Origin of the sequence: Pseudomonas idahonensis (assembly GCF_037903935.1) — a bacterium.
Classification (GTDB): domain Bacteria; phylum Pseudomonadota; class Gammaproteobacteria; order Pseudomonadales; family Pseudomonadaceae; genus Aquipseudomonas; species Aquipseudomonas danubii.
Genome location: NZ_CP149586.1, coordinates 2,672,222 through 2,696,998 on the forward strand (window position 1 = coordinate 2,672,222; position 24,777 = coordinate 2,696,998).

Annotated in this window: 23 protein-coding genes and 1 pseudogene; 11 read left to right on the forward strand and 13 right to left on the reverse strand. The window is 59.2% G+C overall.

Annotated elements, in window-relative coordinates; translation table 11 throughout:
• The 6 genes from WIN67_RS12185 to WIN67_RS12210 all read right to left on the reverse strand — a co-directional run bounded on the left by WIN67_RS12185 (nucleotide 1) and on the right by WIN67_RS12210 (nucleotide 6,167).
• Nucleotides 1–525, reverse strand: coding sequence for a DUF2867 domain-containing protein (locus WIN67_RS12185; RefSeq protein WP_339071346.1), 525 nt, complete (start codon nucleotides 523–525; stop codon nucleotides 1–3).
• 427 nt (nucleotides 526–952) lie between these two features.
• Entirely contained in the window at nucleotides 953–2,059 is a 1,107-nt protein-coding gene (locus tag WIN67_RS12190) for a polyamine ABC transporter substrate-binding protein (protein WP_422394726.1), read from the reverse strand.
• A gap of 140 nt (nucleotides 2,060–2,199) precedes the next feature.
• A complete protein-coding gene (locus WIN67_RS12195; RefSeq protein ID WP_102864200.1) occupies nucleotides 2,200–3,096 on the reverse strand; it encodes an ABC transporter permease subunit in 897 nt (298 codons plus the stop codon).
• Nucleotides 3,093–3,974, reverse strand: a complete 882-nt coding sequence (locus tag WIN67_RS12200) for an ABC transporter permease subunit (protein WP_170004810.1) — start codon at nucleotides 3,972–3,974, stop codon at nucleotides 3,093–3,095. Before WIN67_RS12200 ends, WIN67_RS12195 begins: the two co-directional genes overlap by 4 nt.
• Nucleotides 3,975–4,018: 44 nt before the next feature.
• The gene (potA, locus tag WIN67_RS12205) at nucleotides 4,019–5,161 is read right to left on the reverse strand and encodes a polyamine ABC transporter ATP-binding protein (protein ID WP_273923171.1); all 1,143 of its coding nucleotides are present in this window, start codon (nucleotides 5,159–5,161) and stop codon (nucleotides 4,019–4,021) included.
• A gap of 250 nt (nucleotides 5,162–5,411) precedes the next feature.
• On the reverse strand, nucleotides 5,412–6,167 hold the full coding sequence (locus WIN67_RS12210) for a gamma-glutamyl-gamma-aminobutyrate hydrolase family protein (protein ID WP_273906462.1): 756 nt from the start codon (nucleotides 6,165–6,167) through the stop codon (nucleotides 5,412–5,414).
• Nucleotides 6,168–6,433: 266 nt separating this feature from the next.
• Here WIN67_RS12210 and WIN67_RS12215 point away from each other — a divergent pair, with 266 nt between their 5' ends.
• The 7 genes from WIN67_RS12215 (at nucleotide 6,434) to WIN67_RS12245 (ending at nucleotide 14,009) form a co-directional block, all read left to right on the forward strand.
• The gene (locus WIN67_RS12215) at nucleotides 6,434–7,810 is read left to right on the forward strand and encodes a glutamine synthetase family protein (RefSeq protein WP_110595901.1); all 1,377 of its coding nucleotides are present in this window, start codon (nucleotides 6,434–6,436) and stop codon (nucleotides 7,808–7,810) included.
• A 33-nt stretch (nucleotides 7,811–7,843) separates the two neighbouring features.
• Nucleotides 7,844–9,334 (forward strand): aldehyde dehydrogenase, encoded by a 1,491-nt coding sequence (locus WIN67_RS12220; RefSeq protein ID WP_339071348.1) that lies wholly within the window; start codon nucleotides 7,844–7,846, stop codon nucleotides 9,332–9,334.
• A 55-nt stretch (nucleotides 9,335–9,389) separates the two neighbouring features.
• The gene (locus WIN67_RS12225; RefSeq protein WP_306392676.1) at nucleotides 9,390–10,670 is read left to right on the forward strand and encodes an NAD(P)/FAD-dependent oxidoreductase; all 1,281 of its coding nucleotides are present in this window, start codon (nucleotides 9,390–9,392) and stop codon (nucleotides 10,668–10,670) included.
• 248 nt (nucleotides 10,671–10,918) lie between these two features.
• A complete protein-coding gene (locus tag WIN67_RS12230; protein WP_015635120.1) occupies nucleotides 10,919–11,467 on the forward strand; it encodes a cupin domain-containing protein in 549 nt (182 codons plus the stop codon).
• A gap of 147 nt (nucleotides 11,468–11,614) precedes the next feature.
• Nucleotides 11,615–12,550: a PoNe immunity protein domain-containing protein gene (locus tag WIN67_RS12235; protein WP_339071349.1), complete on the forward strand. Its 936-nt coding sequence runs from the start codon at nucleotides 11,615–11,617 to the stop codon at nucleotides 12,548–12,550.
• Between the two features lie 150 nt (nucleotides 12,551–12,700).
• Nucleotides 12,701–13,225, forward strand: coding sequence for a hypothetical protein (locus tag WIN67_RS12240; protein WP_339071350.1), 525 nt, complete (start codon nucleotides 12,701–12,703; stop codon nucleotides 13,223–13,225).
• A gap of 205 nt (nucleotides 13,226–13,430) precedes the next feature.
• The gene (locus tag WIN67_RS12245) at nucleotides 13,431–14,009 is read left to right on the forward strand and encodes a HEPN domain-containing protein (protein ID WP_339071351.1); all 579 of its coding nucleotides are present in this window, start codon (nucleotides 13,431–13,433) and stop codon (nucleotides 14,007–14,009) included.
• Nucleotides 14,010–14,803: 794 nt separating this feature from the next.
• On the opposite strand, the gene WIN67_RS12250 is transcribed toward WIN67_RS12245, so the two are convergent.
• The gene (locus tag WIN67_RS12250) at nucleotides 14,804–15,103 is read right to left on the reverse strand and encodes a hypothetical protein (RefSeq protein ID WP_339071352.1); all 300 of its coding nucleotides are present in this window, start codon (nucleotides 15,101–15,103) and stop codon (nucleotides 14,804–14,806) included.
• 361 nt (nucleotides 15,104–15,464) lie between these two features.
• Between WIN67_RS12250 and WIN67_RS12255 the strand changes: the two genes are divergently transcribed.
• Both WIN67_RS12255 and WIN67_RS12260 read left to right on the forward strand, forming a co-directional pair.
• Entirely contained in the window at nucleotides 15,465–15,743 is a 279-nt protein-coding gene (locus tag WIN67_RS12255; RefSeq protein WP_268562257.1) for a hypothetical protein, read from the forward strand.
• Between the two features lie 228 nt (nucleotides 15,744–15,971).
• Nucleotides 15,972–16,346 (forward strand): annotated as a pseudogene (locus tag WIN67_RS12260) (PAAR domain-containing protein); the annotation flags it as partial.
• A 1,350-nt stretch (nucleotides 16,347–17,696) separates the two neighbouring features.
• Here WIN67_RS12260 and WIN67_RS12265 read toward each other — a convergent pair.
• The 4 genes from WIN67_RS12265 to WIN67_RS12280 all read right to left on the reverse strand — a co-directional run bounded on the left by WIN67_RS12265 (nucleotide 17,697) and on the right by WIN67_RS12280 (nucleotide 21,689).
• Nucleotides 17,697–18,233, reverse strand: a complete 537-nt coding sequence (locus WIN67_RS12265) for a hypothetical protein (protein WP_339071353.1) — start codon at nucleotides 18,231–18,233, stop codon at nucleotides 17,697–17,699.
• A 443-nt stretch (nucleotides 18,234–18,676) separates the two neighbouring features.
• Nucleotides 18,677–19,432, reverse strand: coding sequence for a DUF4239 domain-containing protein (locus tag WIN67_RS12270; protein WP_110595887.1), 756 nt, complete (start codon nucleotides 19,430–19,432; stop codon nucleotides 18,677–18,679).
• 246 nt (nucleotides 19,433–19,678) lie between these two features.
• Complete coding sequence (locus WIN67_RS12275) at nucleotides 19,679–19,933, reverse strand: bacteriocin immunity protein (protein ID WP_123393036.1); 255 nt, start codon at nucleotides 19,931–19,933, stop codon at nucleotides 19,679–19,681.
• 241 nt (nucleotides 19,934–20,174) lie between these two features.
• Entirely contained in the window at nucleotides 20,175–21,689 is a 1,515-nt protein-coding gene (locus WIN67_RS12280; protein WP_339071354.1) for a 2OG-Fe(II) oxygenase, read from the reverse strand.
• A 105-nt stretch (nucleotides 21,690–21,794) separates the two neighbouring features.
• Between WIN67_RS12280 and WIN67_RS12285 the strand changes: the two genes are divergently transcribed.
• Together WIN67_RS12285 and WIN67_RS12290 are read left to right on the forward strand one after the other, a co-directional pair.
• Nucleotides 21,795–22,403 carry a TetR family transcriptional regulator gene (locus WIN67_RS12285; protein ID WP_339071355.1) on the forward strand — a complete coding sequence of 203 codons (609 nt, stop codon included), beginning with the start codon at nucleotides 21,795–21,797 and terminating at the stop codon, nucleotides 22,401–22,403.
• Nucleotides 22,400–23,086 (forward strand): hypothetical protein, encoded by a 687-nt coding sequence (locus tag WIN67_RS12290; RefSeq protein WP_339071356.1) that lies wholly within the window; start codon nucleotides 22,400–22,402, stop codon nucleotides 23,084–23,086. The genes WIN67_RS12285 and WIN67_RS12290 overlap by 4 nt, the downstream gene beginning before the upstream one ends.
• A gap of 160 nt (nucleotides 23,087–23,246) precedes the next feature.
• Here WIN67_RS12290 and WIN67_RS12295 read toward each other — a convergent pair whose 3' ends face one another.
• Both WIN67_RS12295 and WIN67_RS12300 read right to left on the reverse strand, forming a co-directional pair.
• Nucleotides 23,247–23,675: a hypothetical protein gene (locus WIN67_RS12295; protein WP_339071357.1), complete on the reverse strand. Its 429-nt coding sequence runs from the start codon at nucleotides 23,673–23,675 to the stop codon at nucleotides 23,247–23,249.
• A 199-nt stretch (nucleotides 23,676–23,874) separates the two neighbouring features.
• The gene (locus tag WIN67_RS12300; protein WP_339071358.1) at nucleotides 23,875–24,534 is read right to left on the reverse strand and encodes a hypothetical protein; all 660 of its coding nucleotides are present in this window, start codon (nucleotides 24,532–24,534) and stop codon (nucleotides 23,875–23,877) included.
• Nucleotides 24,535–24,777 lie beyond the last annotated feature (243 nt).

Sequence of the window (24,777 nt, forward strand, 5' to 3'; positions counted from 1 at the left end):
TCAGCGGTTATTGATGGTGGCCAGGGTCATGGGCGCGATGATCCGGTGGAACGGCGCCACCGGCAGCATGTACAGGCGCCCCAGGCGATTGTGCGGATGGACCACGGTGGACAGCACGATCGGACGCAGGCCCTCGGCGGTCAGGGGCTGGAGGTTGAGGGACAGGTGCACGTCCAGGTGCTTGTCGCGATCCACCACCAGCACCTCATCGGGGCTCTGGGAGATCAGGGTAAAGATGCCGACCCGGTCGCCGGGCTGGTAATCCTCGTCGGGGCGCGACAGGTCAATGCGGGTCAGGCGTCCCAGGTCCTTGAGGCCGAACAACTGCACCACACGGTTGCGCAGGCCCATCAGGCGGTCGATCCAGGCCGGGGTCTGGCTCATCAGGTTCAGCAGGTGGCGCATGGCGCTGCGTTCGGGGTCGGTCGCCAGGGTGCGGCGGCAGTCGACGAAGGTCGCGCCCGGGGCCAGGGAGGCGATGCTGGAATCATGGGGCAACGGGCAAGCGTGTACGGCGGACTTCATCGGTGCAGCTCCCTGAAAGTTGGCGGCTTTGGCTTCATGCCGATCAGCCACGCCAGAAGCGGCAAAAAATACCACTTCTAGGGGCGGGGAACAGCCAGCGGCAGCGGCTACAGGATGCACAAGAAGGTGTTTGGAGTCTGTAGCCGCTGCCGAGCGTTAGCGAGGCTGCGACAGGGGCCGCAGGACCCTCTGCTGCCTTCAGGATCGCTGCGTTTGCTGCGTCGGTATGCCGCCCAAGCCGTTCGCAGCCTGCGGCAGCGGCTACAGGGAACGCAAAAAAGGCGCCCGAAGGCGCCAAGGATTCACCCCAACCGAGGGAGCCGGGTGAAGCCGTTCGCAGGGGTGTCGCGGTGGTAAGGCGCGACAGGAACGGAAAAAGGCAGCAGCGCCCGCCTGTTCGGCGGGCGGCTTGGATCAGCGGCTTGGATCATTTGCCCAGCTTGATCCTTGTCCAGCCGCGGTTCATCACGCGCTGGATGGCAATCGGCTGATCCGGCACCGCGTACAGGGTGGCCAGTACGTCTTGTGGCGGGTAGGACGCCGGGTCGTTGCGGATCGCTTCGTCCACCAGTGGCGTGGCCGCCGCGTTGGCGTTGCTGTAGCCCAGGCTGTTGGTGACCTCGGCAATGATGTCCGCGCGCATCAGGAAGTTCATGAACAGGTAGGCGTTGTCGACGTTGGTGGCGTCCTTGGGGATGGCCATCATGTCGTAGAAGCTGCCGGCGCCTTCCTTGGGAATGCTGAACGCGACCTTCTCCTGGTTGCCGGCCTCTTCGGCGCGGGAACGGGCCTGCAGCACGTCGCCGGAGTAACCCACGGCCACGCAGATGTTGCCGTTGGCCAGGTCCGAGATGTACTTGGAGGAATGGAAGTAGGTCACCGAAGGCCGGATCTTCATGAACAGCTCCTGGGCTTTGAGGATCTGCGCCTTGTCCTTGCTGGTCACCGGGTAGCCCAGGTAGTGCAGGGCGGCCGGGAGCATCTCGGTGGGCGAGTCGAGGAAACTGATGCCGCAAGCCTTGAGCTTCTCGGCGTTCTCGGGCTTGAACAGCAGGTCCCAGGAGTTGGTCGGGGCGTCAGTGCCCAGGGCCGCCTTGACCTTGTCCGGGTTGTAGCCGATGCCGATCGAGCCCCACATGTAGGGGAAGGCATGGGCGTTGCCCGGGTCGCTGGCGGAGGCGTTTTTCAGCAGTACCGGGTTGAGGTTTTTCCAGTTGGACAGTTTGGACTTGTCCAGTTCCTGGTAGACCCCGGCCTTGATCTGCTTGGCCAGGAAACTGTTGGACGGCACCACGATGTCGTAGCCGGACTTGCCGGTGAGCAGGCGCGCTTCCAGGGTTTCGTTGCTGTCGAAGACGTCGTAGGTGACGTGGATACCGGTTTCGGCCTCGAACTTTTTCAGGGTGTCCGGGGCGATGTAGTCCGACCAGTTGTAAACGCGCAGCACCTTATCGTTGGCTTGAGCGCAGGTCACCATCGCGCCCATCAAGGACAGTGAGAGCAGGGTTTTGGCGAACAGTGTCCTGCCAAGCATTTTCATCACTACAACTCCATTTCTTATTGTGCAGATTGCTGCGTGTGCAAGGTGGATATCGGTGTGGAGGCTTTCGCCAGCAAGCTGGCTCCTACAGGTTTGTGTTGTCTGTAGGAGCCAGCTTGCTGGCGAAGAGGCCGTCAGGCCGTTGCCGGCGCGGGTACAGCAGGTTTTTTCGCCGCCGGTGGCTGCCAGGATTCGTTGGCGGTGAAGTCCATGGCTTCCTGGATAGCGCGCTTGCGGGCGGCTTCGGCGCGACGGCCGAAGTACCAGACCAGGAAGGTCACCAGGGACACCGCCAGCAGGATCAGGCTGGCCACGGCGTTGATCTCGGGCTTGACCCCCAGGCGCACCGCCGAGAACACTTCCATCGGCAAGGTGGTGGAACCCGGGCCGGAGACGAAGCTGGCCAGCACCAGGTCATCCAGGGACAGGGCAAAGGACATCATGCCGCCGGCCGCCAGTGACGGCGCGATCATCGGGATGGTGATCAGGAAGAACACCTTGAACGGGCGCGCTCCCAGGTCCATGGCCGCTTCTTCGATGGACAGGTCCAGCTCCCGCAGGCGCGCGGAGACTACCACGGCTACGTAGGCGGCGCAGAATGTGGTGTGGGCGATCCAGATGGTGACGATCCCCCGTTCCATGGGCCAGCCGATCAATTGCGCCATGGCCACGAACAGCAGCAACAGCGACAGGCCGGTGATCACCTCGGGCATCACCAGCGGCGCGGTGACCAGGCCGCCGAACAGGGTACGGCCCTTGAAGCGGGTGACTCGGGTCAGCACGAAGGCCGCCAGGGTGCCCAGGGCCACCGCCGCTACGGCGGTGTACAGGGCGATTTCCAGGGAGCGCATCACCGAGCCCATCAACTGCTGGTTGTCCAGCAGGCCGACGTACCACTTGATCGACCAGCCGCCCCACACCGTCACCAGCTTGGAGGCGTTGAACGAGTAGATCACCAGGATCAGCATCGGCAGGTAGATGAACAGCAGGCCCAGCACCAGCATCAGTTTGGAAAATTCGAAGCGTTTCATGCCCGTGCCTCCATCTCTTTGGCCTGGCTGCGGTTGAACAGCAGGATCGGAATAATCAGGATCGCCAACATCACCACCGCCAGGGCGGAGGCCACCGGCCAGTCACGGTTGTTGAAGAATTCCTGCCACAGCACGCGGCCGATCATCAGGGTTTCCGGGCCGCCCAAGAGTTCCGGAATCACGAACTCGCCGACCACCGGGATGAACACCAGCATGCAACCGGCAATGATGCCGTTCTTGGCCAGGGGCACGGTGATCTTCCAGAAGTTGTTGAAGTTGCTCGAACCCAGGTCGGACGCGGCTTCCAGCAGGCTCTGGTCATGCTTGACCAGGTTGGCGTACAGCGGCAGCACCATGAACGGCAGGTAGGCGTAGACCACGCCGATGTACACGGCGATGTTGGTGTTGAGGATTTCCAGCGGCTGGCTGATCAGCCCGGTCCACAGCAGGAAGCTGTTGAGCAGGCCGTTGTTGCTGAGGATGCCCATCCAGGCGTAGACGCGGATCAGGATCGCGGTCCAGGTCGGCATCATGATCAGCAGCAGCAAGACGTTCTGGGTTTCCTTGCTGGCCTTGGAGATGGCGTAGGCCATGGGGAAGCCCACCACCAGGCACATCAGGGTGCTCAGCAGCGCCACCTTCAGCGAGCCCAGGTAGGCCGAGAGGTACAGCTCGTCGCCGGCCAGCATGGCGTAGTTGCCGAGGTTCAGCAGCAGCTGGAATTTCTGCTCGGCGTAGCTGTAGATCTCCGAGTAGGGCGGGATTGCCAGGGCCGCTTCCGAGAAGCTGATCTTCATGACCAAAAAGAACGGCAGCATGAAGAACAGGAACAGCCAGAGAAAAGGAATGCCGATCACCAGCTTGCGACCGCTGGGCAGCATGCGGAACAACTTCTGATTGAACGTGCTCATGGTCGAAGTCCTCATGCCCGCAGCACCACGCCGCTGTCGTCTTCCCACCAGACGTAGACTTCGTCGTCCCAGGTCGGCCGCGCGCCACGGCGCTCGGCGTTGGCCATGAACGACTGGACGATCTTGCCGCCAGGCAGCTCGACGTAGAACACCGAGTGGCCGCCCAGGTAGGCGATGTCGTGCACTTTGCCCTTGGACCAGTTGTAGCGGGCGTCGGGCTTGAGGGTGGTGACCAGCATCTTTTCCGGGCGGATGGCGTAGGTCACCGACTTGTCCTGCACCGAGGTGCTGACCCCGTGGCCGACGTAGATCTGCTGCTCAAGGTCCGGGCAGTCGATGATGGCGTAGCCTTCCAGGTCTTCGGTGACGGTGCCGTCGAAGGCGTTGACGTTGCCGATGAATTCGCACACCAGGCGGCTGACCGGCGCCTCGTAGATGTCCACCGGGCTGCCGGTCTGGGCGATCCAGCCCAGGTGCATGATGGCGATGCGCTGGGCCATGGTCATGGCTTCTTCCTGGTCGTGGGTCACCATCACGCAGGTCACGCCCACGCGCTCGATGATCTCAACCAGCTCAAGTTGCATCTGCGAGCGCAGCTTCTTGTCCAGGGCACCCATGGGTTCGTCCAGCAACAACAGCTTGGGGCGCTTGGCCAGCGAGCGGGCCAGGGCCACCCGCTGGCGCTGGCCGCCGGACAGCTGGTGCGGCTTGCGTCGGGCGTACTGGGTCATGTGCACCAGCTTGAGCATTTCCTCGACCCGGGCGTCGATCTCGGCGGCCGGCAAGCGGTCCTGCTTGAGGCCGAAGGCGATGTTCTGGGCCACGGTCATGTGCGGGAACAGGGCGTAGGACTGGAACATCATGTTGATCGGCCGCTCGTAGGGCGGTATGTCGGTGATGTCCACGCCATCCAGCAGGATGCGGCCCTCGGTGGGGCGTTCGAAGCCGGCGAGCATGCGCAGCAGGGTGGATTTGCCGGAGCCGGAACCGCCCAGCAGGGCAAAGATCTCGCCCTGATGGATCTCCAGGGAGACATCGTCCACGGCCACGGTTTCATCGAACTTCTTGGTCACGCGGTCGATCTTGACCAGGACCTTCTGCGGGCTCGGGGTGCCTTCGAGGGCCTTGCGGTAAGTGCTGGAGGCGTTTGCCATGTGAAACTCCCAACAGGTGTCAGCAGCCTGGCCAATTCGGCCGGGCTTAAAGGTTGATTGCCAGCCCGCAGGGGGTGCGGGCTGATTCGGCGCTGCCTTCCTGGCGGCCTGACGCTATTTGTTGTTGTGGTCTTGCCGTTTGCTGCTCACGCCGAACACGGGGCGCGCGCAGGCGCGCTCGCCGTGGGGCAGGGCGTGGTGGATCTTGTTGAATGCCTGGAAGGCCGCCTTGGCGGCCGGGGTTTGCCGGTTAGCGGCGTTGCGCGGCCCGTTGCCGGCAGGCGTCGCCAAAGGCCTGGAAGATTCGCAGGTAGGCCGGGTTCGACAGCACCTGCCATTCCGGGTGCCACTGCACGCCGAAGGCAAAGGCTGTGCTGTGTTCCACCGACAGCGCCTCGATCAGGCCATCCGGGGCCACGGCCTCGACCCGCAGGCCGGGGGCCAGGCGGTCGACGCCCTGGCTGTGGATCGAGTTGACCTGGATCTCGCCGGCCAGGCCCATGGCCTCGAACACGCCGCCAGGCTGGATCGTCACCGGGTGCGCCGGGGCGTACTGCACTTCGATGCGCGGGTCGTCGGCTTCACGGTGGTCCATGTAGCCCGGCAGTTCATGCACCTTCTGGTGCAGGCTGCCGCCGAAGGCCACGTTCATTTCCTGGAAGCCGCGGCAGATGCCGAGCACTGGCACGCCAGCGGCAATCGCCGCGCGCAGCAGGGGCAGGGTGGTGGCATCGCGTTGCGGGTCGTGGGCGGTGCCCGGTTCGCTGGGCGTGCCCTGGTAATGGAAGGGTTCGACATTGGATGGCGAGCCGGTAAACAGCAGCCCGTCCATGTTGTGCAGCAGATCGTCGATATCGATCAGATCCGCCAGGGAAGGAATGATCAGGGGCAGGCCCTCGGCCGCGACGCTGACAGCACGCAAGTACTTGTCGCCGCTGACGTGGTAGGGGTGCAGGCCGATCTCTTTGACGCACGCAGTAACGCCGATCAATGGCTTGAATGCCATTTTTATCACCTCGAAATTCACGCTGGAACGAGTTTTTCCAGAGCTTATCCTCGTTGATTTTAATTAACAACTTCCATGTAAAAAATTCTAAACGTTAATCGTCCGAAACCCGCAGGTGGCGCGGATTGCGCCGGTTATTTGTCTCTGGTGGAGCAAAATAATTGACGAAAAGCCGCTGCTGTTGGCTATTGACTCCGGTTTTTCTTTCGGGTTGACTGCTGGCGTGTCACAGCAGTGAACATAATAATTAACACAATAGGTGCATCATGTCGGTCCCCCCGCGTGCCATTCAACTCAATGAAGCCAATGCCTTCCTGAAAAAACACCCCGAGGTTCTCTACGTCGATCTGCTGATTGCAGACATGAACGGTGTGGTGCGCGGCAAGCGCATCGAGCGCACCGCGCTGCACAAGGTCTACGAGAAGGGCATCAACCTGCCCGCCTCGCTGTTTGCCCTGGATATCAACGGCTCCACGGTGGAAAGCACCGGCCTGGGCCTGGACATCGGCGACGCCGACCGCATCTGCTATCCGATCCCCGGCACCCTGAGCGTCGAGCCCTGGCAGAAGCGTCCCACCGCGCAACTGCTGATGACCATGCACGAGATTGAAGGCCAGCCATTCTTCGCCGACCCCCGCGAAGTGCTGCGCCAGGTGGTGACCAAGTTCGACGAGCTGGGCCTGACCATCTGCGCCGCCTTCGAGCTGGAGTTCTACCTGATCGACCAGGACAACGTGAACGGCCGTCCACAGTCGCCCCGTTCGCCGATCTCCGGCAAACGTCCGCATTCCACCCAGGTCTACCTGATCGACGATCTGGACGAATACGTCGACTGCCTGCAAGACATCCTTGAAGGCGCGAAAGAGCAGGGCATTCCGGCTGACGCCATCGTCAAGGAAAGCGCCCCGGCGCAGTTCGAAGTCAACCTGCACCACGTCAGCGACCCGATCAAAGCCTGCGACTACGCAGTACTGCTCAAGCGCCTGGTGAAGAACATCGCCTACGACCATGAAATGGACACCACCTTCATGGCCAAGCCTTACCCAGGCCAGGCGGGCAACGGGCTGCACGTGCACATCTCGATTCTCGACAAGCAGGGCAACAACATCTTCGCCAGCGAAGACCCGGAAACCAACGAAGCCCTGCGCCACGCCATCGGCGGCGTGCTCGACACCCTGCCCGAGCAGATGGCCTTCCTGTGCCCCAACGTCAACTCCTACCGCCGCTTTGGCGCGCAGTTCTACGTGCCGAACTCGCCGACCTGGGGCATCGACAACCGCACCGTGGCCGTGCGCGTACCCACCGGTTCTGCCGATGCGGTGCGCATCGAGCACCGGGTGGCTGGCGCCGACGCCAACCCTTACCTGCTGATGGCTTCGGTACTGGCGGGCATTCATCACGGCCTGACCAACAAGATCGACCCGGGCGCGCCGGTTGAAGGCAACTCCTACGAGCAGAACGAACAAAGCCTGCCCACCAACCTGCGGGACGCCCTGCGCGTACTGGACGACAGTGAAGTGATGGCCAAGTACATCGACCCGATGTACATCGACGTGTTCGTGGCCTGTAAGGAAAGCGAGTTGGCGGAGTTCGAAAACTCCATCTCCGACCTGGAATACAACTGGTACCTGCACACGGTCTGATGACCGTGTCATTTCCTGCCTTGAGTATTTGCCATGACTAAATCCCGCAGCGACTGGGAGCAGCACTTCCAGTCCCTCAGCCTTGAAGGCCGTGCCTTTATCGACGGTCAGTACTGCGCCGCCGCCAGCGGCGCCACCTTCGAATGCCTGAGCCCGGTGGACGGGCGCTTTCTGGCCAACGTCGCCAGCACCGATCAGGCCGATGCCGATCGTGCGGTGGCCGTGGCGCGCCAGGCGTTCAACAGTGGCGTCTGGTCGGGCAAGGCACCGGCCGAGCGCAAGCGCATCCTGATTCGCTTCGCCGACCTGATCCTTGCGCACCAGGAAGAACTGGCGCTCCTGGAAACCCTGGACATGGGCAAGCCGATTGGCGATTCCATGAGCATCGACATTCCGGCCACGGCCAACGCCATCCGCTGGAACGCCGAAGCCATCGACAAGCTTTACGACGAAGTGGCGGCCACCCCTCACGACCAGCTGGGCCTGGTGACCCGGGAACCGGCGGGCGTGGTGGCGGCCATCGTGCCGTGGAACTTCCCGCTGATCATGGCCAGCTGGAAGTTCGCCCCGGCCCTGGCGATGGGCAACTCGTTCATCCTCAAGCCGTCGGAAAAGTCGCCGCTGACCGCGATCCGCATCGCCCAGCTGGCCCTGGACGCCGGCATCCCCAAGGGTGTGTTCAACGTCCTGCCGGGCTACGGCCACACCGTCGGCAAGGCCCTGGCCCTGCACATGGACGTGGACGTGCTGGCCTTCACCGGCTCCACCGCCGTGGGCAAGCAACTCTTGGTGTACTCCGGCGAAAGCAACATGAAGCGGGTGTGGCTGGAAGCCGGTGGCAAGAGCCCCAACGTGGTGTTTGCCGATGCCCCGGACTTGCGCGCAGCGGCCGAAGCGGCGGCTGCGGCCATTGCCTTCAACCAGGGCGAAGTCTGCACCGCTGGTTCGCGCCTGCTGGTGGAACGCTCGATCCGCGAACAGTTCATCCCGCTGCTGGTGGAGGCCCTCAAGGGCTGGAAACCGGGCCATGCCCTCGATCCCGAAACCCGGGTTGGCGCGGTGGTGGACCAGCGCCAACTGGAGAACGTGCTGCGTTACATCGAGATCGGCAAGGAGCAGGGCGGCCAACTGCTGGCCGGTGGCGTCCGCACCCTGGAAAGTACTGGCGGCCTGTATGTCGAGCCGACGATCTTCGACGGCGTGACCAGCGCCATGACCATCGCCCGGGAAGAGATCTTCGGCCCGGTGTTGTCGGTCATCAGCTTCGATACCGAAGAAGAAGCGCTGCAGATCGCCAACGACAGCATCTTCGGCCTGGCGGCCGGGGTCTGGACCGCCAACCTCAGCCGCGCCCACCGTTTTGCCCGTGGCCTGCGGGCTGGCAGCGTGTGGGTCAACCAGTACGACGGTGGCGACATGACCGCGCCGTTCGGCGGTTTCAAACAGTCCGGCAACGGTCGCGACAAGTCGCTGCACGCCTTCGACAAATACACCGAGCTCAAAGCGACCTGGATCAAGCTCTAACTCTTATAACAACAGCGGCGGCGGGCCTGGGCCCGTACCCGCTGGGGAATTTCTCATGCAAACCTACGTGAACAGCTACTACGCCGCGACCCGCAACCAGACCACCGACTACCCGCCACTCGAAGAGAGTGTGGAGTGCGACGTCTGTGTGATCGGCGCCGGTTACACCGGCCTGTCCTCGGCCTTGTTCCTGGCGGAAGCGGGCTACAGCGTCACCGTGCTGGAAGCGGCCAAGGTCGGCTTCGGCGCCAGCGGGCGCAACGGCGGGCAACTGGTCAACTCCTACAGCCGCGACGTGGACGTGATCGAAGAACGCTACGGCGAAAAAAGCGCCGAAGTGCTCGGCAGCATGATCTTCGAAGGCGCCGACATCATCCGCCAGCGCATCCAGCACTACGACATCCAGTGCGACTACCGCCCCGGTGGCATTTTCGCCGCCCTGAACAACAAGCAGCTCAAGGGCCTGGCGGAACAGAAACGCAACTGGGAGCGCCTGGGCAATCACAACCTGAAGATGCTCGACAAGGCGCAGATCGACCGCGAAGTCGGCACCAAGAACTACATCGGCGGCCTGCTGGACATGCAGGGCGGCCACATCCATCCGCTGAACCTGGCCCTGGGCGAAGCCAGCGCCATCATCGGCCTGGGCGGCAAGATCTTCGAACAGTCGGCGGCGGTGGAAATCACCTACGGCGAACCCAACGTGGTGCGTACCGCCAAGGGCCTGGTGCGCGCCAAATACCTGCTGATCGCCGGCAACGCCTACCTGCAGCAAGACCTCGATCCACGAGTGACCCGCAAGAGCATGCCCTGCGGTTCGCAGATCGTGGTTACCGAGCAACTGCCCGAACAACTGGCCCGCAGCCTGATCGCCAACAACTACTGCGTGGAAGACTGCAACTACCTCTTGGACTACTTCCGCCTCACCGGCGACAACCGCCTGCTGTACGGCGGTGGCGTGGTCTACGGCGCCCGGGAACCGGATGACATCGACCAGTTGATCCGGCCGAAGATCCTCAAGACCTTCCCCCAGCTCAAGGACGTGAAGATCGACTACCGCTGGACCGGCAATTTCCTGCTGACCATGTCACGCATGCCGCAATTTGGCCGGATCGAAAAGAACGCCTACTACATGCAGGGCTACAGCGGCCACGGCGTCACCTGTTCGCACTTGGCCGGCAAGCTGATTGCCGAAATGATCCGCGGCGACGCCGAACGCTTCAACGCCTTCGCCTCCCTGCCGCACATGCCGATGATTGGCGGGCGCACCTTCCAGGCCCCACTGACCGCCATGGGCGCCGCGTACTACGCCCTGCGCGACCGCTTCGGCATCTGAATGCACGTAGCGGCTACAGCTTTCCCCTGTAGCCGCTGCCGCAGGCTGCGACGAGGTCCGCAGGACCTCCCGACGCCCCCGACAGCGCCCACATTTCCCCCGCTGCACCCCTCATCGCCAGCCTTTACAGCTTGCCTGTCAAACATGTTTAAATAGCCGCCTTTTCAGGCTCCAGGGCAGCCAAATCGCGATCCTCGCGACCCAACCGCCGCAAAAATACCCTTAAGTACTTCTCACATAAGGCTGTTATGGACACGGGCACCCGACTCAAACTCGTTCGCGAAAGCTACAAACTCTCCCAGCGCGAGCTGGCCCGTCGTAGCGGCGTCACCAATGCCACCATCTCCCTGATCGAACAGAACCGCGTCAGCCCCTCCGTCAGCTCCCTGAAAAAGCTGCTGGAAGGCATCCCCATGTCCCTGGCCGACTTCTTCACCTTCGACCAGCCGCCCCGGGAGCACCAATACGTGTTCCGCGCCAACGAACAGCCGGACCTGGGTCGCGATGGCCTGCGTCTGTTGATGATCGGTGCCCCGGTGGCCAACCGGCAGATGCGCTTTCTGCGCGAGCAGTACGCTCCCGGCGCCAGCTCCGGCGAAGAAGCCATCGTGCACAGCGAAGGCGAGGAGTGCGGGCTGGTGACCCGCGGCACCGTGGAGTTGACCGTGGACGGGCAAGTCAGCGTGCTCAACCCTGGGGATGGCTATTACTTCCCCACCACCTTGCCTCATAGCTTTCGCAACATTGGCCAGGATGAGGCGGAAATCATCAGCGCCAACACCCCGGCGAACTTCTAAGGGCTGGGTGACTGATCCGGCTCGACCTGTTGCAACCTTATCCAGCCTGCGCCTTGTGTCGCGGGCTTTGTTTTTTAGACTGGTGACTGCCGTTGCCGCGCTTGCGGGCAGGGCCTGGAGCGGGCGCCGTTCAGACAAGGAAGACCCATGATCAAGGACAGACGACAAGCATTCCTCAGCGCAGCGCGCCTGGAGAACTTCTTCAGCAATTACCAGCACAGCGTGGAATTCTTTGCCGAAAACACCTTTGAGTCCGACTCCGAAGCCCAGGAAAAGTCCCTCAGGGCCCGGCATTTCCAGAAGTGGATCTTCAAGGAAATCCTCATCCGCTACACCGCCGGCCACAGCATCGACCTGCTGATTCCCCTGCTGGAAACCCTGGTGGACAGTTACGAACACCTGCAAAAAAAACTGGCCGAGTACAACCAGATTCCTAACATCACCCCCTTGGCGATTGACGACTGGCTCGATCAGTACCAAGAGTGCGTCCAGGTTTTCAGCCTGTGCATCCTGCTGCACCGCGCCGACCTGCTCCAACGCTTCGTGGCCCTGATCGACCCCGCAGGCTACGCCGGGGACGACACCCTCTACGAAGACCTGTTGAGCAAACTGCTGCCCGATCGATATGACGTCGATGACTGGTACCACGACGTCTACACACCGCTGATACAAGCCATCTACGCCGACGACCCGACCGAGGCCAGCGACCTTCTGCAGCAGTACTGTGACGACTGGTACCCCGCGTTCGAGCAAGCGCCCTGGCACGACAGCCACCTGCAAGGGGACGAAGGCAGCTATTGCGGGTATTGGGCGTTCGAGGCGGCTGCCATTGCCTTCCTTTATGGCATCGATGACAGCGGGGTCGAGCATAGGGTCTATCCCAAGGATCTGGTGGCCTATGCGAGGAACCTTCGGCCGAGCGATCCGAAGCATGTAGCGCCGGTGGTGGCGGGGCAGTCCTGCAGCAAGGCCGGTTATTGGTTTACCCCGGCGCAGCCGGAGTCGCGGCGCTGCTTTGCACAGGGGGAAGTGATGCCGGCCTTTGAGGGGGGAGCGGTTTGGTATTGGGTCGCGCAGGGGTAGGGGTGGGCTGCCATTCGTTGTAGCGTTTTCCAACCCTTGTTTCTGGTCGAATGCAGAAGGGGGCTGCTATCGACTCAACGGCATCGTCCTTGAGCGGCAGTTTTCGGTCAGCAGTGGACTGCCCCTCGTCCGACGTACATGAGGTGCTTAATGGATAGCCGCTATTGCTTTTCTCATACGAGAGCAGCTCAAGACTTGCACAGGGCACGTTTGCTGGTGGGTAAGCGACTGAGCGCGCTGATGCATGACCAGTACTATTTCAACGGAGAAAGGAGTCTGGGAGATGTCGGTTCTATTGAATGGCATTTCGGCGAGCAAGAGGTGATATCCATGTACCTCTTGAGTGATGGTGAGAGTGTTGGGGCTGACATATTCCCCATCAACACGCCCGTTTCCTTCGAGATAGAGCCTGGCGTGACTTGCGCCTGGAAGAGGGAAAACCTCCTTGCAGCGTTATCAGCGTCCCACCTCGAAGGCGAGAAAGTTCTCGAGGTCAAGGGCATGCTCGATGCCCTCAATGGTCAGGTATCTCGGCTAGTCGGATTTAGGATCGAGTTTGAGTCCGGGGACTTCCTGGTTTTTCTTAACCAAGGCGACGAGGCCGCCATGTTGGTCAATACGCTCCCGCCAACATGCGTCGAAGTTGAAACCAGCTTCGTGACCTTCATTCAATGAAAGCTATGGGTTGAAAAGCTTTCTCGTGGTGGGCTGTTTTCGGCCAGAAGCAGACCGCCCGATACGTCTAAAAAATCAGCGGAGATTCACTTCCCTGTAAGGCTAGGTCAGAATCTTCTTGTCACGTCGGAAATTTCCATTCCTCCAAATGGACAGGGAACGTTCCAGCTAACACATAAAAATCCATTCCTTGGCAGTGCGAACCATGTCAATTATTCTCGACCTTGAATACACACCGCTCCACATCTTTAGTAAAAACCTAGTAAAGATAAAATACATCCAACATATCCAAAAAGACTTAATAGATAGCAAAACTAAAAGGCTCGAGCTAAAAATACAATTTCTGAATCAATCATACATATTCCAGCTGATCGCCTTTTGGCAAGTATTTATTGAAGATCTTGCAAGACATGCCTTTCGGCAAGTCGAAAATTCCGAGGGGAGCAGTATATTAAAAACTATCGCGAAACAAAAATTCGACGAATCACTAGGTAGGTTCAATACGCCGAATACAAAAAACATAGATCTTCTTTTCAAAGACGCACTAGGCATAAGTAAAATTTCAAATCATTGGCAGTCGCAAGAATTAACAAGAGATGAAGCTACCTCAACGCTGAGCACGCTTTTAGAAGCAAGACATCAAATCGCTCATGAAGGCAAAACATTATTCCCACTTTCCTACCAAAGCAATTTTGAAAAAATGGAAACGCTAATGAAGATCGCCGAACTTACCGAGTGCGCGGTTTTTGAAGAGCTAAAAGAAGCTCTCGGGAATGAAAAATAACTGTGATTCCATGACTGTCGTCAGCGCATTTTAATGGCCGCCTTTGGCCGAAAGCTGCAACTCTGACAGGTAGCTTTCGGCCGGGAAGGGACATTTAGAACGGGAAGGTAATATCGTCGCATTTCTTCCCGGCTTGGCAATTCGCCGACGCGCTTTTACACACTCAGATCTGTGAAACTAGAGTTTAAAAATAAACTAGCCTCTTTTTTCTAAGTAGGTGCCAATGGTTACTCCCCTCGTTCTTCATGGCTTTGATGTTGGATGGATCGCCACTGATACCATCGGGCAGGTTGCGCTTTTCACTACGGCTGGTCTGGGGCCGATTCCTGACTCCGCAATTCCGGCCGTCGAGCACTCCGAAGAATGGGTCTGTTCATTGCCGGAGGTGTCCGATGTAAATCTGGTCACTTCCATGTCTAGCGCAAACGCTTTCGTTGCCTTTGCCAAACGTGGATTCTTTGCATATGACTGGTCGGACGTCCATCGCGATGCACACCAAGCCTTAAACGGATATGAGCTGCAATACCGTCCACTGAATCCATTAAGACTTTACGACTTGCCTGCCCCTTTGCGGGCATTGGCTGAGCTTACCCGGCTATCTAGCGTAACGTTCGGAGTATCTATCGTAGTGATAGGTGATCAGATTTCTTAGCCATTGTTCGACGGTTAACGCTGTTTTGTGCCGATTGCTATCTGCCACGAAGGGCAGTTCAGAGTTGTTATCAGACGAAATCGAGCGTCTGCTTTTGGCCGGTAGCTGCCCTTTGCGAGAGGCACCTATCGGCCAGAAACGGTCATCCAGGTTGGGCGTCATCCGGGTTGATTTTGTCTTCGACGTCAAATCTACTCAACAATGCGGCTCCATCCGAAACACCAAGAATCTGATCAATTGCGGCTATTTTCTGGGTCGCACAGTCGAGTTGAAAGTCAGCATTGCTGTATGTAGCCCCCGCCTCATTGTGGAGTGCATAGGCCATATGGGCCGCAACACGGACGCTCATTGGAGCATCTACATCACTGCCCAGATAATCTGCAAGCAACGTCCTGATCTCTATCAGTGCAAGCGCGAGTAGCCTAGTTTGAGCAGTCTGCATAAAGGTATCCCGGGTATTACAACGATTTTGCGAACGGATTTCGCGAGATTACATAAACTTTCAGACTGTCAAAAGCGAAAGACCGTTATGGGTCAAAAGCGGCCATTAGTCAGAGGCTGCTTCCGGGCAAAGGTAGCCTGTCACAAGCTGATCACTGTGTGTTTTTGAAACGATAAACCGAACGATCTTTTACCCAGAAACTGTCATCGAGCGAATATCACTTCTATAGTCCAACACGTCACCGCAGCTCAGTGACTGGTCATCGCGGGCCAAAAAACTATGGGCATAAACCTCGTCTCTTAGCCGATTCCATTTGGCTGTTTGACGGCGGTAAAGACTTGTCTCTCATGGAGTTTCACCAATGACCCGCACACATACCTGCAACCCCATCCCGCTCACCCGCAACGACACCGACCATCCCGTCCTCTATCTGGACGCCAACGCCTCGTTGGCCGATCTGTATACCTGCGCTCAGCAACGCATCGGCGCAGCCCGCAACCTGCTGGAGATCCTTGACTGCACTTCTGGTCCGCAGGACCTCTCCCAGATACGCTTTGCCATCGGCTTGTTGCTCAGTGATGGCTTCGATCTGCTGCGTACCTTGGGTGATAGAACCTTGGGGCAGGCTGATCCGGCGTAACCTCGATTGAGTACTGAGGCAACGAAGAGGCGACGCAATGCGTCGCCTTTTTGCTTGAGCGGAGCACTTTCCAGAGATCGACCCTGCGCTGCTGTCCTGCCTCTGCCGTTGGCCTCAGCTCTGTTCGCTGACTTTTAAGAATGACCTTCGGGCCATGCCCGAACTCCTGCGATAGGGTCCCCTGTCTCCCGGATGGGAGGCTTTTTCACTCATAGCGCAGGGTGCCCAATGATCGCTTCTTCTCGCCTGGGCGACAGCCATGTCTGCCCGATGCCGGGGCACGGCACCACTCCCATCGTTACCGCCTCCAGCAACGTCATCATCAACGGCATGGGTGCGGCCCGGGTCGGTGATGTCTGTGTCTGCGGCGCGGTGATTACCACAGGATTTCCTTCTGTGCTGGTCAATGGCCGGCCCCTGGCCCATGTGGGCAGCCTCAGCAGCCATGGCGGCACCCTTGTCGATACTTTCGGCGGCTCGCTCTTCGCGCCCGCCGATGGCTCGGTGGGTGAGTTGCGCATGGCCACGCTGCTGGCCGATCCGGCGCTCACGGAAAAAGCCCAGGCGGCCAATGCGCTGGTCAGCCCGTTGGCTGCTTCCAAGGCGGCCCTTCAGGAGGGCGTCGAGCCGGGGTTTCATATTGTCGAGCAGCCCATGTCCCGCTCGGCACTAATAGAGCTTCGCTCAAGAGCGCCGGGCCAGCGGGGAGGCTGTTTCTAATGGGGAGTATTGTTGGAGTGATTGCCTGGCCTGCGATGTACATCCGTGATGGGGGCGCAAGCATCGAAGATATCAATAACTTTCCCCGAGGCCTTAGAAGGAGGCTGGTGGTCTGGTACCGAGCAGGTGCAGTTCTATTGGGGGTTCTTCTTTTGCTGTGGTCTGTCGGTCAATACATGGGCTGGGTTAAGTGAGTGGTTGATGGCATTTCATATGCTTTACGTTTCAGGTAATGGTCGACTGATTCTGTTGCAAGTTCCGTCAGTATGGGATTCGGTGTCCCGACCCTGGGTGCGGGTGCTCTGTTCTGTGGGTTGATAGTAGTTGGAGGTTTTTTTAGGCTGCTGTCACTGCAAGTGGCTCCCTCTCCTAGGTCGAACAGAGCGTGTTAGCGCGTTGTACATTGACCTTCTTGAAGGAAGTCTTTTAACGCTGCCTGATAAATAGTTAACGGTTTGCTTTTGGTGCTGAGTAGGGCGAATGGGATTACTGCGAGGTGTGAGAACGATATTGAACTTATGGAGTAGGATTTCTGTCTGCAAAAACCGTGACTATTGTTCAGTGTGAAATCGAACCTGAATAGGTTGGGTCTTGTACACCAGCTAGGAATCAAGCCAAGACTCAAGCTGGTTAAGTATTCTTGTACGCAAGCGCCGCCAGATGGAATCTCGGAGATTTTTATTTCTAATTCAGGAAGGCGTGGAGCTATAAGTCTTGAACTATTGTCTTGTGCATTTGGAATGATTTTCTGTGTTGCTTCGTATGCGCTCTTTGCGAAGCGGCTGTTTTTCCATGCAGAGTCCATTTTATAAGTGAAGCTGGAGATGGTTTCTTTTGTTCTGGGTTCGAAGTGTTCATTGATTGGTGGCTTGGACGTATATGATGTGCAGCCGGAGCATGTTATGGCAAAGCTGACAGCAATCAAGCTGTTAATTATTGAGTGACGCATCCTGAGCTTTCCCTGGCTATTAGTTGTTCGGTATTTATTTAGTTGAGCATTCATTACGTACCTTATGTACGTCAGGTTGACTCTGAGCAACCCCGATTGAGTTCTGAAGATACGAAAAAAGGCGACGCAATTCCTCTGCCGTTGCCCTCGGACCCGTTCACTGACTTTTAAAAACTACCTTAGGGCTCCGCCGTTCTGGTGGTGGGTGGCGCAGGGACAGCGGAGAGGCGGGTATCGGCTAGAGCAGAGAAAGGAAATCTACCCCTCTGCTCCAGTGCCTTGTTCTAAAAGTTGAAACGTTGGTCAAACACGGTCTGCTCGCCCACCGTCACGCTGCATTGGCGGGCTACTTCAGCCGGCATCACCTTGCCCAGCAACGGCGCCAGCGACTTGTAGAACACCTTGTCGCAGGCGTCGTCTTTGCTGAAGGCTTGGGTGTTACCGGCCGCGTCTGCCGTAATCCGGCAACCTGCCACCAATTCGGTGGGCAACTCGTTCAATGGCACTGTTGTCGAGCCGGAGCCCTGCAACTCGATCAGCTCGTTGCATGTGCCCTTGGCCAGACCTTCCTTGATGGCTTTGGTAAAGGCGACGCGTTGGTAGTCAGTACCGGTGAACAGAACCTGGTCGTTAACAGTGACTCGGTATTGTGAGGGTTTGAAGGCGATGGTTTTGATGCAGAACTGCGTCGTGACCGGTTTCCCATTGACCTCAGAGGTGGCCGCTTTGCAACCTGGGGTGGCCTGGGTGAAGGAGGTATCGGGCGAGCTGACACAACCGGCCAGTGAAAGCAGACACACACCGAACAGCATTCTTTTCATGGGACTTCCTGTGCTCAAACACACCGCGCTCCAGCAGGCGGCTCCGGACGCAGATCATACCAGCGACCTGTTGGCCAAAGGCGCAGAAAGGCAAGGAGGCTCTTTAGCTCGGCTACCGAACCCCATCTCGACAGCTGTCTGCTTCCGGCCCAGGCGGTGTGAAGAGCCCAAGTAAAAATTGAAACCCGCGTTTCAACATGAAAGCTGAACTGTAGTGGTTGCCCCAAGAGACACGGAGAGATTTATTTCTCTAGCCTAAACGTCCGCTATTGGCCGATTAGTGCCGTTCTTGACGGGCAGCAATCGGCCAAAAAGCAGACGTTCACGGGAGACAGCTATCGACCCATAGTGGCCCTTAGCGAAAGGCAGCTACCGGCCAGAAACGGACTTCGGCTTGGTCCGCCTCGAGGCCGCGAATCAGAACGCCAGAGCTTTACGCGCCCCTAGAGCTGCATTACTGCGAGGGCCCTGCGCAGGGGCTCGTCGGATATCTGGATAGGACCATGAAATGGCACGTCCATGTCCAAAACAAGGTAAACGGAAGCCGCAATGAGCAATGACGAGATGATGAACATTCCTATCACCATCGAATTACGGGGAGCGCGGTATCCAAAACTGGCGAAAATGAGCGTCAACCAGGCAGCAAGCATCCCAATAAGCGGACCAGGAATCGCTCCCTCTGACTGCTCTACGATCCTCCAGCGTTGCTCGATGAGCGAATGATATTGCTGACGAATATCCTGAAGCATCGTTTCATGGTAGCGGTCCGGGGGCTTTATAAGAGCCAAAGACTTGCCTATATCATCCAGGTGTTTAGCCGCCTCGCTGTTACGATGCTGCAGCGCCTCGTCTCCCCGATACGGGGTCTCGATAGCGCGCTCAAGATAGATGATCAGACGGTTTCGCGTGTCTTGTGCCGCATCGCCATAGCCTCGCAGTGTCCGATCAAAAATGATCATGCTGGTTGCATACCCATGGAAGTTTGCATCAATGGACTCGAAAGTGTTTTTGGCAGAATTGATCATCAAACCAAAGACCAGCGATGTCATAACCACAAAAATGTTGGCTACTAGACGAATTACGGAGTTGGTGTCTTCATCCCTGTGGTGGGATGCCAGCTTTGGGTACCACTGCATCATGAGAAGCGAGGCAGCAACGAGGCACCCAAAAATGGCCAGTGCGATCCAGAGAGAGTCCATACATCAGCCCTGATCAATTGGAGTCAAGTCTTGAAGGATAGACCGTTGGGGTTCTCTGCGAATTCTGCTCGGCAGATACTGCGGTTGCACCCCGGGAATGCCCCCCATATTGGTTTTAACGCCAGCGCTGATCATCGGTGGATACTGGGCGAGTTCTGCCAATCGTTAGAGGCAACAGATCACGACCGTCTGCTTATGGCCGTTTTTAACTATGAGCGTGTCTCTTTATGTGGGTAAGCGCTTCAATCAGTCGTTCTTGAATCCCGGCAGCCCCTGGGCTTTCCGCCATTCCTTCACTGTTTTAGTAACTCCCTCGGCGGAGTTATCCGCACCGAGTTCAGGGTGGAAAATCAGGTCGTAGCCATCTGGATGGCCTGCGAGTCTGCTGAACTTTTCAAGTAACTCACCCAGCTCATCGTCCGTCCCGCCCTTGTTGACGATCCGTATGTTTTTGACGAAGGAAATGAATTCGGCTTCGGTAAAATCAGAAATATCGTCCATGTTGTGCCTGTTTTTTCTTGTGAAGATTAATGTGATTTTGTGGGTTTTTAACCCTCAAGCTTTCTGCCGTCATGCTGGAAACTCCACCCGTAGCCGCTAAACCCGCAACGGTGCTGACTGCACCTTTGGCCACGGTCTGTCCGGCCATTGATCGGGCCACATGACTGGTCGCGGTCTTGGTTATCGGTGCGATATGTGCGCTCGAAAGCACGGGTATTGGGTGGTGCAGGGGTAGGGCGTCCTAGCCCTTGTCGCCATGCACCAATATCCGGCCGTCATACCCACAACTGATCCAGCGACCGGAGCGGGTGGGGAGTACATCGGTTGCAAAGTTGTCGTGTGAGCCGATGATCGCCCCTTGCCGTGAGGGCAGGTTCCAGCGTCTGACGAATCCATCCTCGCCGCAGGTCAGCAGTATGTGTCGCGCCTCGAAGCGCACGCGCCGGACCGGCCCGTCATGAGCGGCCAGGCAATCCAGGAGCGCCAGCATCGGTTCGGTCGCTAGCAGGTGCACCGCGCCGTCAAGATCACCAGCGGCCAAGGTGACGCTGCCATCGGCGTCGATCCAGCTCGCCAGCGTCCTCAGGGGGCGGCCCAGATCGAGCACTTGTACGCAGTCCCGCTCCTCGGATTGCCACAGCCTGACGGTTCCGTCCTCCGATGCGCTGGCGAAACCGCCGTCGCCCGTAGGTGCGATCGCCCAGACCCAGCAGGCGTGGGCCTGACGCCTGTCCGCGGCACCTGTCGCCAGGTTCCAGACTGTCAGGCGACCGTCAGCAGCCCCGGTCACGAAGCGGCCAGCGTCTAACCTTGCCGAGGACAGGACGGCCGAATCCGATGTGCCGACCAACCTTGACTTGCCGCTCGCCAAGGACCAATGCCGGATCGTACGGTCTCGCGAGTGAGAAACCAGCTCGCCAGGCGCCACTTCCACCAGACCCAGAATGGACTGTGTATGTCCGTCAAGCTGACCCAGGCAGCGGCCCTCGCGATCCCACAGCCGGATGGTTGCGTCACGCCCGGCGCTTGCAAAGCCCTTGTCGCCAAGGTCGGCAAGCGCCCATACGTAACCGCGGTGGCCCGGCTGGAAGGGGCCGTCGACGTGCAACGCATGCTGTGGCTCGTACATCAGGTCACTGCGCATGATGTATTTTTGGCCTGCGTCCACTAAGGCGCCGGCGTGCCAGAGTGTGTGGTCGAATACGATCAGGCTGCCCTTTCGGGGGCGCAGCCTGAGCGTGGAATTCCGGTTCGACATGGCTGCGGACCGCCCCTCGAAGAACACGGTCTCTCCGCCGCTGAATGCATCGTCGTTAAGATAAATCATGAAGGTCAGGCGTGACTGTTGGCGCTGGCGATGGTGTACACCATCCTGATGGGCACGGAACTGGGTGCCGGGCCGGTAGCGGCAGAAGCGCAGCCGCTCATTGATGCCGACCAGACGCCAGCCGTCCTCATCGATCACCGTCCCCAGCCTCGGCATCCGCAAGGCGCAGTGCTTCAAGCGTTCGAAGAGTCGCCCGGCCAGAGCTGGGTCGTCTGTGACGATCCGGTCATTATCGCGGTAGGAGGACGGGTAGTCAGACCCTGCGCTGGCGAACCCGCACTTCTGCGTGGCTTCTATCAACGCCTCGCACTCGCTGGCCGAAAGAAACTCGTGGACCAACACACAGCGTACCTGCTCACCCAGCGGTAGCTCGACCGAGGCCGACGGAGCAGTGGCCCCGGCCACCAGTTTTTCAGCGAAGGAATTCATCGTGATCTCCAAAATTGGTCTAATAACCAATATTTGGAAAGCTAGGGTGCGACGGGGTCGATGTCAATGCTAAGCTGGTCGCGCAACCAACATTGGGAAGGTGACATGGCACGGCGCTCGAACACTGATGAAAGACGCGGCCAGATCGTGGCGGCACTCCAGGCCGTCATGGCCAAGGCTGGCTACGCAGGCGCAACCATAGCGGCCATCGCCCGGCACGCGGAGCTAGCGCCTGGCCTCGTGCACTACCACTTCAAGGACAAGCGCGAGATCTTGGTGGCACTGGTCGACTCACTGGCCGGCTACGCCCGTCAGCGCTACGAGTCCCGGGCCGCTACGGCCCAGACGGCCGAGCAAAGGCTTCAGGCCTACATTGCAGCACACCTGGCCTACGGTTCGGACGCGCAGCCCGATGCGGTGGCGGCGTGGGTGATGATCGGCGAGCAATCGGCCCACGACCCAGACGTGCGTGAGGTCTATCAGGCTGTGCTAGCGGCGCAGATGAAGCTTCTCAAGGGCCTGCTCCGGCAGCGATTCGCCGAACGCGGACGCCGCGTCCGAGGGCTCGACGCGCTGGTGGCGGGCATTACATGCTTTATCCAGGGGGCGTTCACGCTGTCCACCACGGCGCGGCCACTGCTGCCGACGGCCTTCGCCGCACCGACGTTGATCGATTGGGTAGAGCGTTACATTGATACGCAGGAGGAGCGATGACGAAACCGCCAGAAGGGCACCGTCTCTTTCCGGCCGGCGCGCACGGTGCCCCTGAGGTGCCTGATGGTGTGGATTTCGCCGCCTGGACTCGCCTCTGGGCGGAGCTTGGCGCCGGCTGCCCGCCGCGAGAAACCTACGAAGAGCTCCTGCGACGCTACCGCGAGCCCCATCGTGCGTATCACAACTGCCAGCATTTGCAGGAATGCCTCCAGGTGCGCCGACTCATCAACGCAGCCTGCCACGCCCCCGCTGAAGTCGACCTCGCACTTTGGTTTCATGACGCCATATACGACCCCCTTCGCAGCGACAACGAGCTGCGCAGTGCACAATGGCTGGACGACGTGGCACGCGATAGCGGCCTGGACGATGAAACCCGACGCAGGCTTTACGGCCTGATCATGGTGACGCGACACGACGGCGCTCCAGCCTCGGCAGACGAGGCCGTGTTGGTGGACACGGATCTGGCGATCCTTGGGGCATCGGCCGCGCGGTTTGAGGAGTACGACCGCCAAGTCCGTCGCGAGTACCGATATGTGCCTCTGTTTGTGTACCGCCGAAAGCGGCGCCAGGTCCTGGAAGGCTTCCTGGCACGCGGGCGCATCTATACGACCGCACCGTACTTCGATGCATTCGAACAGCAAGCCCGCGTCAACCTTGCCCGCGCCATCGAGCGCCTCGACTGAGAAACGGCCAACAGCGGAGGCGGGACATTCGCCTTCTCAGGTGCCTGGCCACTCGGCAGTTCAAGCCGCCACCGCAAACAGATGACGGGGCATCGCCGGCCAAAAAACCATGGTTACCGGTCACACAGGCTGCCGTTACCGTTGCGCCCGTGATACCGACCTAAGGCTTGGCCCGATCCCAGCGACATTCCGCCAACCGGTGCCCATCGGTTCCGCTCTTTTCTCGCCTGTCGATGTCGCCGTCGGCGTTCAGGTAGATATGGGTGTTGGGCCATTGCGGGGTGATGCTGATGCAGTGATTACGCCCCGTGTTCTTGCTCCACCACGAGAACTCCATGAAGAACTCGTCGTCCCGGAAGAGCACGCCATGATCGGTTGCGCCGCCTCCGGGAAGCATTCCTCCTTTATCAATCCGATCCTGGACATTCCAGATGTACCTGAGCTCATCCCGGCCGGCTTGGGAGTAGTGCACATTCACCGTTGGCAATGCGATGTCCCAATGCGTGACCAGCCCAAACAGCAGCGCTATCCAGAGCAGCTTTACGTACCAGGGCCGGCGCGTGCCTGCATGGAGGGGCCAGAGTTTCATCTCCATCCTTTGGGCGTATTTTTTTTGGGGGGCGTGGGTTGAGAGTGGAGACGGCAGTGTCGCAGCCGGTCGTTGTCCACTTCCGGCTGCTGGGCTTTGTACGAAAAGCCTTGATACTCGGTGATGCTGCGTTGAAAACGGTCTGACCTTCGTCTCAAAACTTTTCTTACAGAGCCCGGGTGGCCTCTGGTGCTGACTGTCAGCAACCGGAAGCTTTGAGCCCGGTGCCGATGGTGACCGCGTTGACCTGCACCTTTTCAAAGGCCTTCTGCGCGGCGGCGTTGTATTTCTGGTCGCAGTTGAAGCGTGTTTCCATCACGTAGTCTTCGCCTTCTGCTTTGCGCATCTGCGACTCCCACTGGTCGGCGGCGCTGAGCGCGGCATCCGAGACCAGCACCACCTCCAGCAGCACCTCCCTGAAACCTATGGCGCGTGGGCCTTCCCAGTGGGCGTAGACGGAAGGGTCGGCGGCGTTGCCGCACATGCTCAGGCAACTGGCGCTGTAGCTCAGGCCGCCACCGGACGATTCGGTGAACGCGCCTACGGTGAGCGGCTTGCCGGGAGCGGGGGCGAAGGTGTCGACGAACTGGGTCAGGTCAGCCTGGCATTTGGGCGTCAGCTCCATGCGCAGTTTGCTGACTGTGCCGCCTTCTATGGTGGCGGTGATGTTGCAGCCCTGGACTTTGAACTTGTGCTCATCGCCGAAGGATTCCCGAGGGATTCCGGCGACGGATTCAAAGTACCGCTGATTGGTGCCCAGCATGTCGCCAGTGAAGACTTCGGCCACGGAGGCGGCATGGGCGACGTCAACGGACAGGGCCAGTGTCGAGGCAAAAAGGCTGTAGATCAGCTTGTTCATGGGAGAGTCCTTTCAATGGGTGACCAGGACCTGTGGTCACCTTCAAGTGGGTTGGGGGACGGGAGTTTAGCAGGCGTTGGTGCTGCGTTTTACGGGTTTCTTGCCGATTTTTTTCTGTGTGCCACCCCTGGGAAAAGAGTGGGGGCGGCCTATGTCCTTGAGGGGCTACCGGGCATCCGGTAATCCGCGATCAATGAGTCAAACCTGGCCACCAAGCCGGCCGAGCCTGCTGCCATTGCAGCG

What these genes read in the sequence shown, in the direction of transcription:
- WIN67_RS12245 (WP_339071351.1), top strand. Translation starts at nt 13,431, where the DNA reads ATGTCAATTATTCTCGACCTTGAATACACACCGCTCCACATCTTTAGT.
- WIN67_RS12255 (WP_268562257.1), top strand. Translation starts at nt 15,465, where the DNA reads ATGACCCGCACACATACCTGCAACCCCATCCCGCTCACCCGCAACGAC.
- WIN67_RS12195 (WP_102864200.1), bottom strand. Translation starts at nt 3,096, where the DNA reads ATGAAACGCTTCGAATTTTCCAAACTGATGCTGGTGCTGGGCCTGCTG.
- WIN67_RS12290 (WP_339071356.1), top strand. Translation starts at nt 22,400, where the DNA reads ATGACGAAACCGCCAGAAGGGCACCGTCTCTTTCCGGCCGGCGCGCAC.
- WIN67_RS12300 (WP_339071358.1), bottom strand. Translation starts at nt 24,534, where the DNA reads ATGAACAAGCTGATCTACAGCCTTTTTGCCTCGACACTGGCCCTGTCC.
- WIN67_RS12270 (WP_110595887.1), bottom strand. Translation starts at nt 19,432, where the DNA reads ATGGACTCTCTCTGGATCGCACTGGCCATTTTTGGGTGCCTCGTTGCT.
- WIN67_RS12280 (WP_339071354.1), bottom strand. Translation starts at nt 21,689, where the DNA reads ATGAATTCCTTCGCTGAAAAACTGGTGGCCGGGGCCACTGCTCCGTCG.
- WIN67_RS12240 (WP_339071350.1), top strand. Translation starts at nt 12,701, where the DNA reads ATGGATAGCCGCTATTGCTTTTCTCATACGAGAGCAGCTCAAGACTTG.
- WIN67_RS12230 (WP_015635120.1), top strand. Translation starts at nt 10,919, where the DNA reads ATGGACACGGGCACCCGACTCAAACTCGTTCGCGAAAGCTACAAACTC.
- WIN67_RS12295 (WP_339071357.1), bottom strand. Translation starts at nt 23,675, where the DNA reads ATGAAACTCTGGCCCCTCCATGCAGGCACGCGCCGGCCCTGGTACGTA.
- WIN67_RS12190 (WP_422394726.1), bottom strand. Translation starts at nt 2,059, where the DNA reads ATGCTTGGCAGGACACTGTTCGCCAAAACCCTGCTCTCACTGTCCTTG.
- WIN67_RS12225 (WP_306392676.1), top strand. Translation starts at nt 9,390, where the DNA reads ATGCAAACCTACGTGAACAGCTACTACGCCGCGACCCGCAACCAGACC.
- WIN67_RS12285 (WP_339071355.1), top strand. Translation starts at nt 21,795, where the DNA reads ATGGCACGGCGCTCGAACACTGATGAAAGACGCGGCCAGATCGTGGCG.
- WIN67_RS12215 (WP_110595901.1), top strand. Translation starts at nt 6,434, where the DNA reads ATGTCGGTCCCCCCGCGTGCCATTCAACTCAATGAAGCCAATGCCTTC.
- WIN67_RS12250 (WP_339071352.1), bottom strand. Translation starts at nt 15,103, where the DNA reads ATGCAGACTGCTCAAACTAGGCTACTCGCGCTTGCACTGATAGAGATC.
- WIN67_RS12210 (WP_273906462.1), bottom strand. Translation starts at nt 6,167, where the DNA reads ATGGCATTCAAGCCATTGATCGGCGTTACTGCGTGCGTCAAAGAGATC.
- WIN67_RS12265 (WP_339071353.1), bottom strand. Translation starts at nt 18,233, where the DNA reads ATGAAAAGAATGCTGTTCGGTGTGTGTCTGCTTTCACTGGCCGGTTGT.
- WIN67_RS12185 (WP_339071346.1), bottom strand. Translation starts at nt 525, where the DNA reads ATGAAGTCCGCCGTACACGCTTGCCCGTTGCCCCATGATTCCAGCATC.
- potA (WP_273923171.1), bottom strand. Translation starts at nt 5,161, where the DNA reads ATGGCAAACGCCTCCAGCACTTACCGCAAGGCCCTCGAAGGCACCCCG.
- WIN67_RS12275 (WP_123393036.1), bottom strand. Translation starts at nt 19,933, where the DNA reads ATGGACGATATTTCTGATTTTACCGAAGCCGAATTCATTTCCTTCGTC.
- WIN67_RS12235 (WP_339071349.1), top strand. Translation starts at nt 11,615, where the DNA reads ATGATCAAGGACAGACGACAAGCATTCCTCAGCGCAGCGCGCCTGGAG.
- WIN67_RS12220 (WP_339071348.1), top strand. Translation starts at nt 7,844, where the DNA reads ATGACTAAATCCCGCAGCGACTGGGAGCAGCACTTCCAGTCCCTCAGC.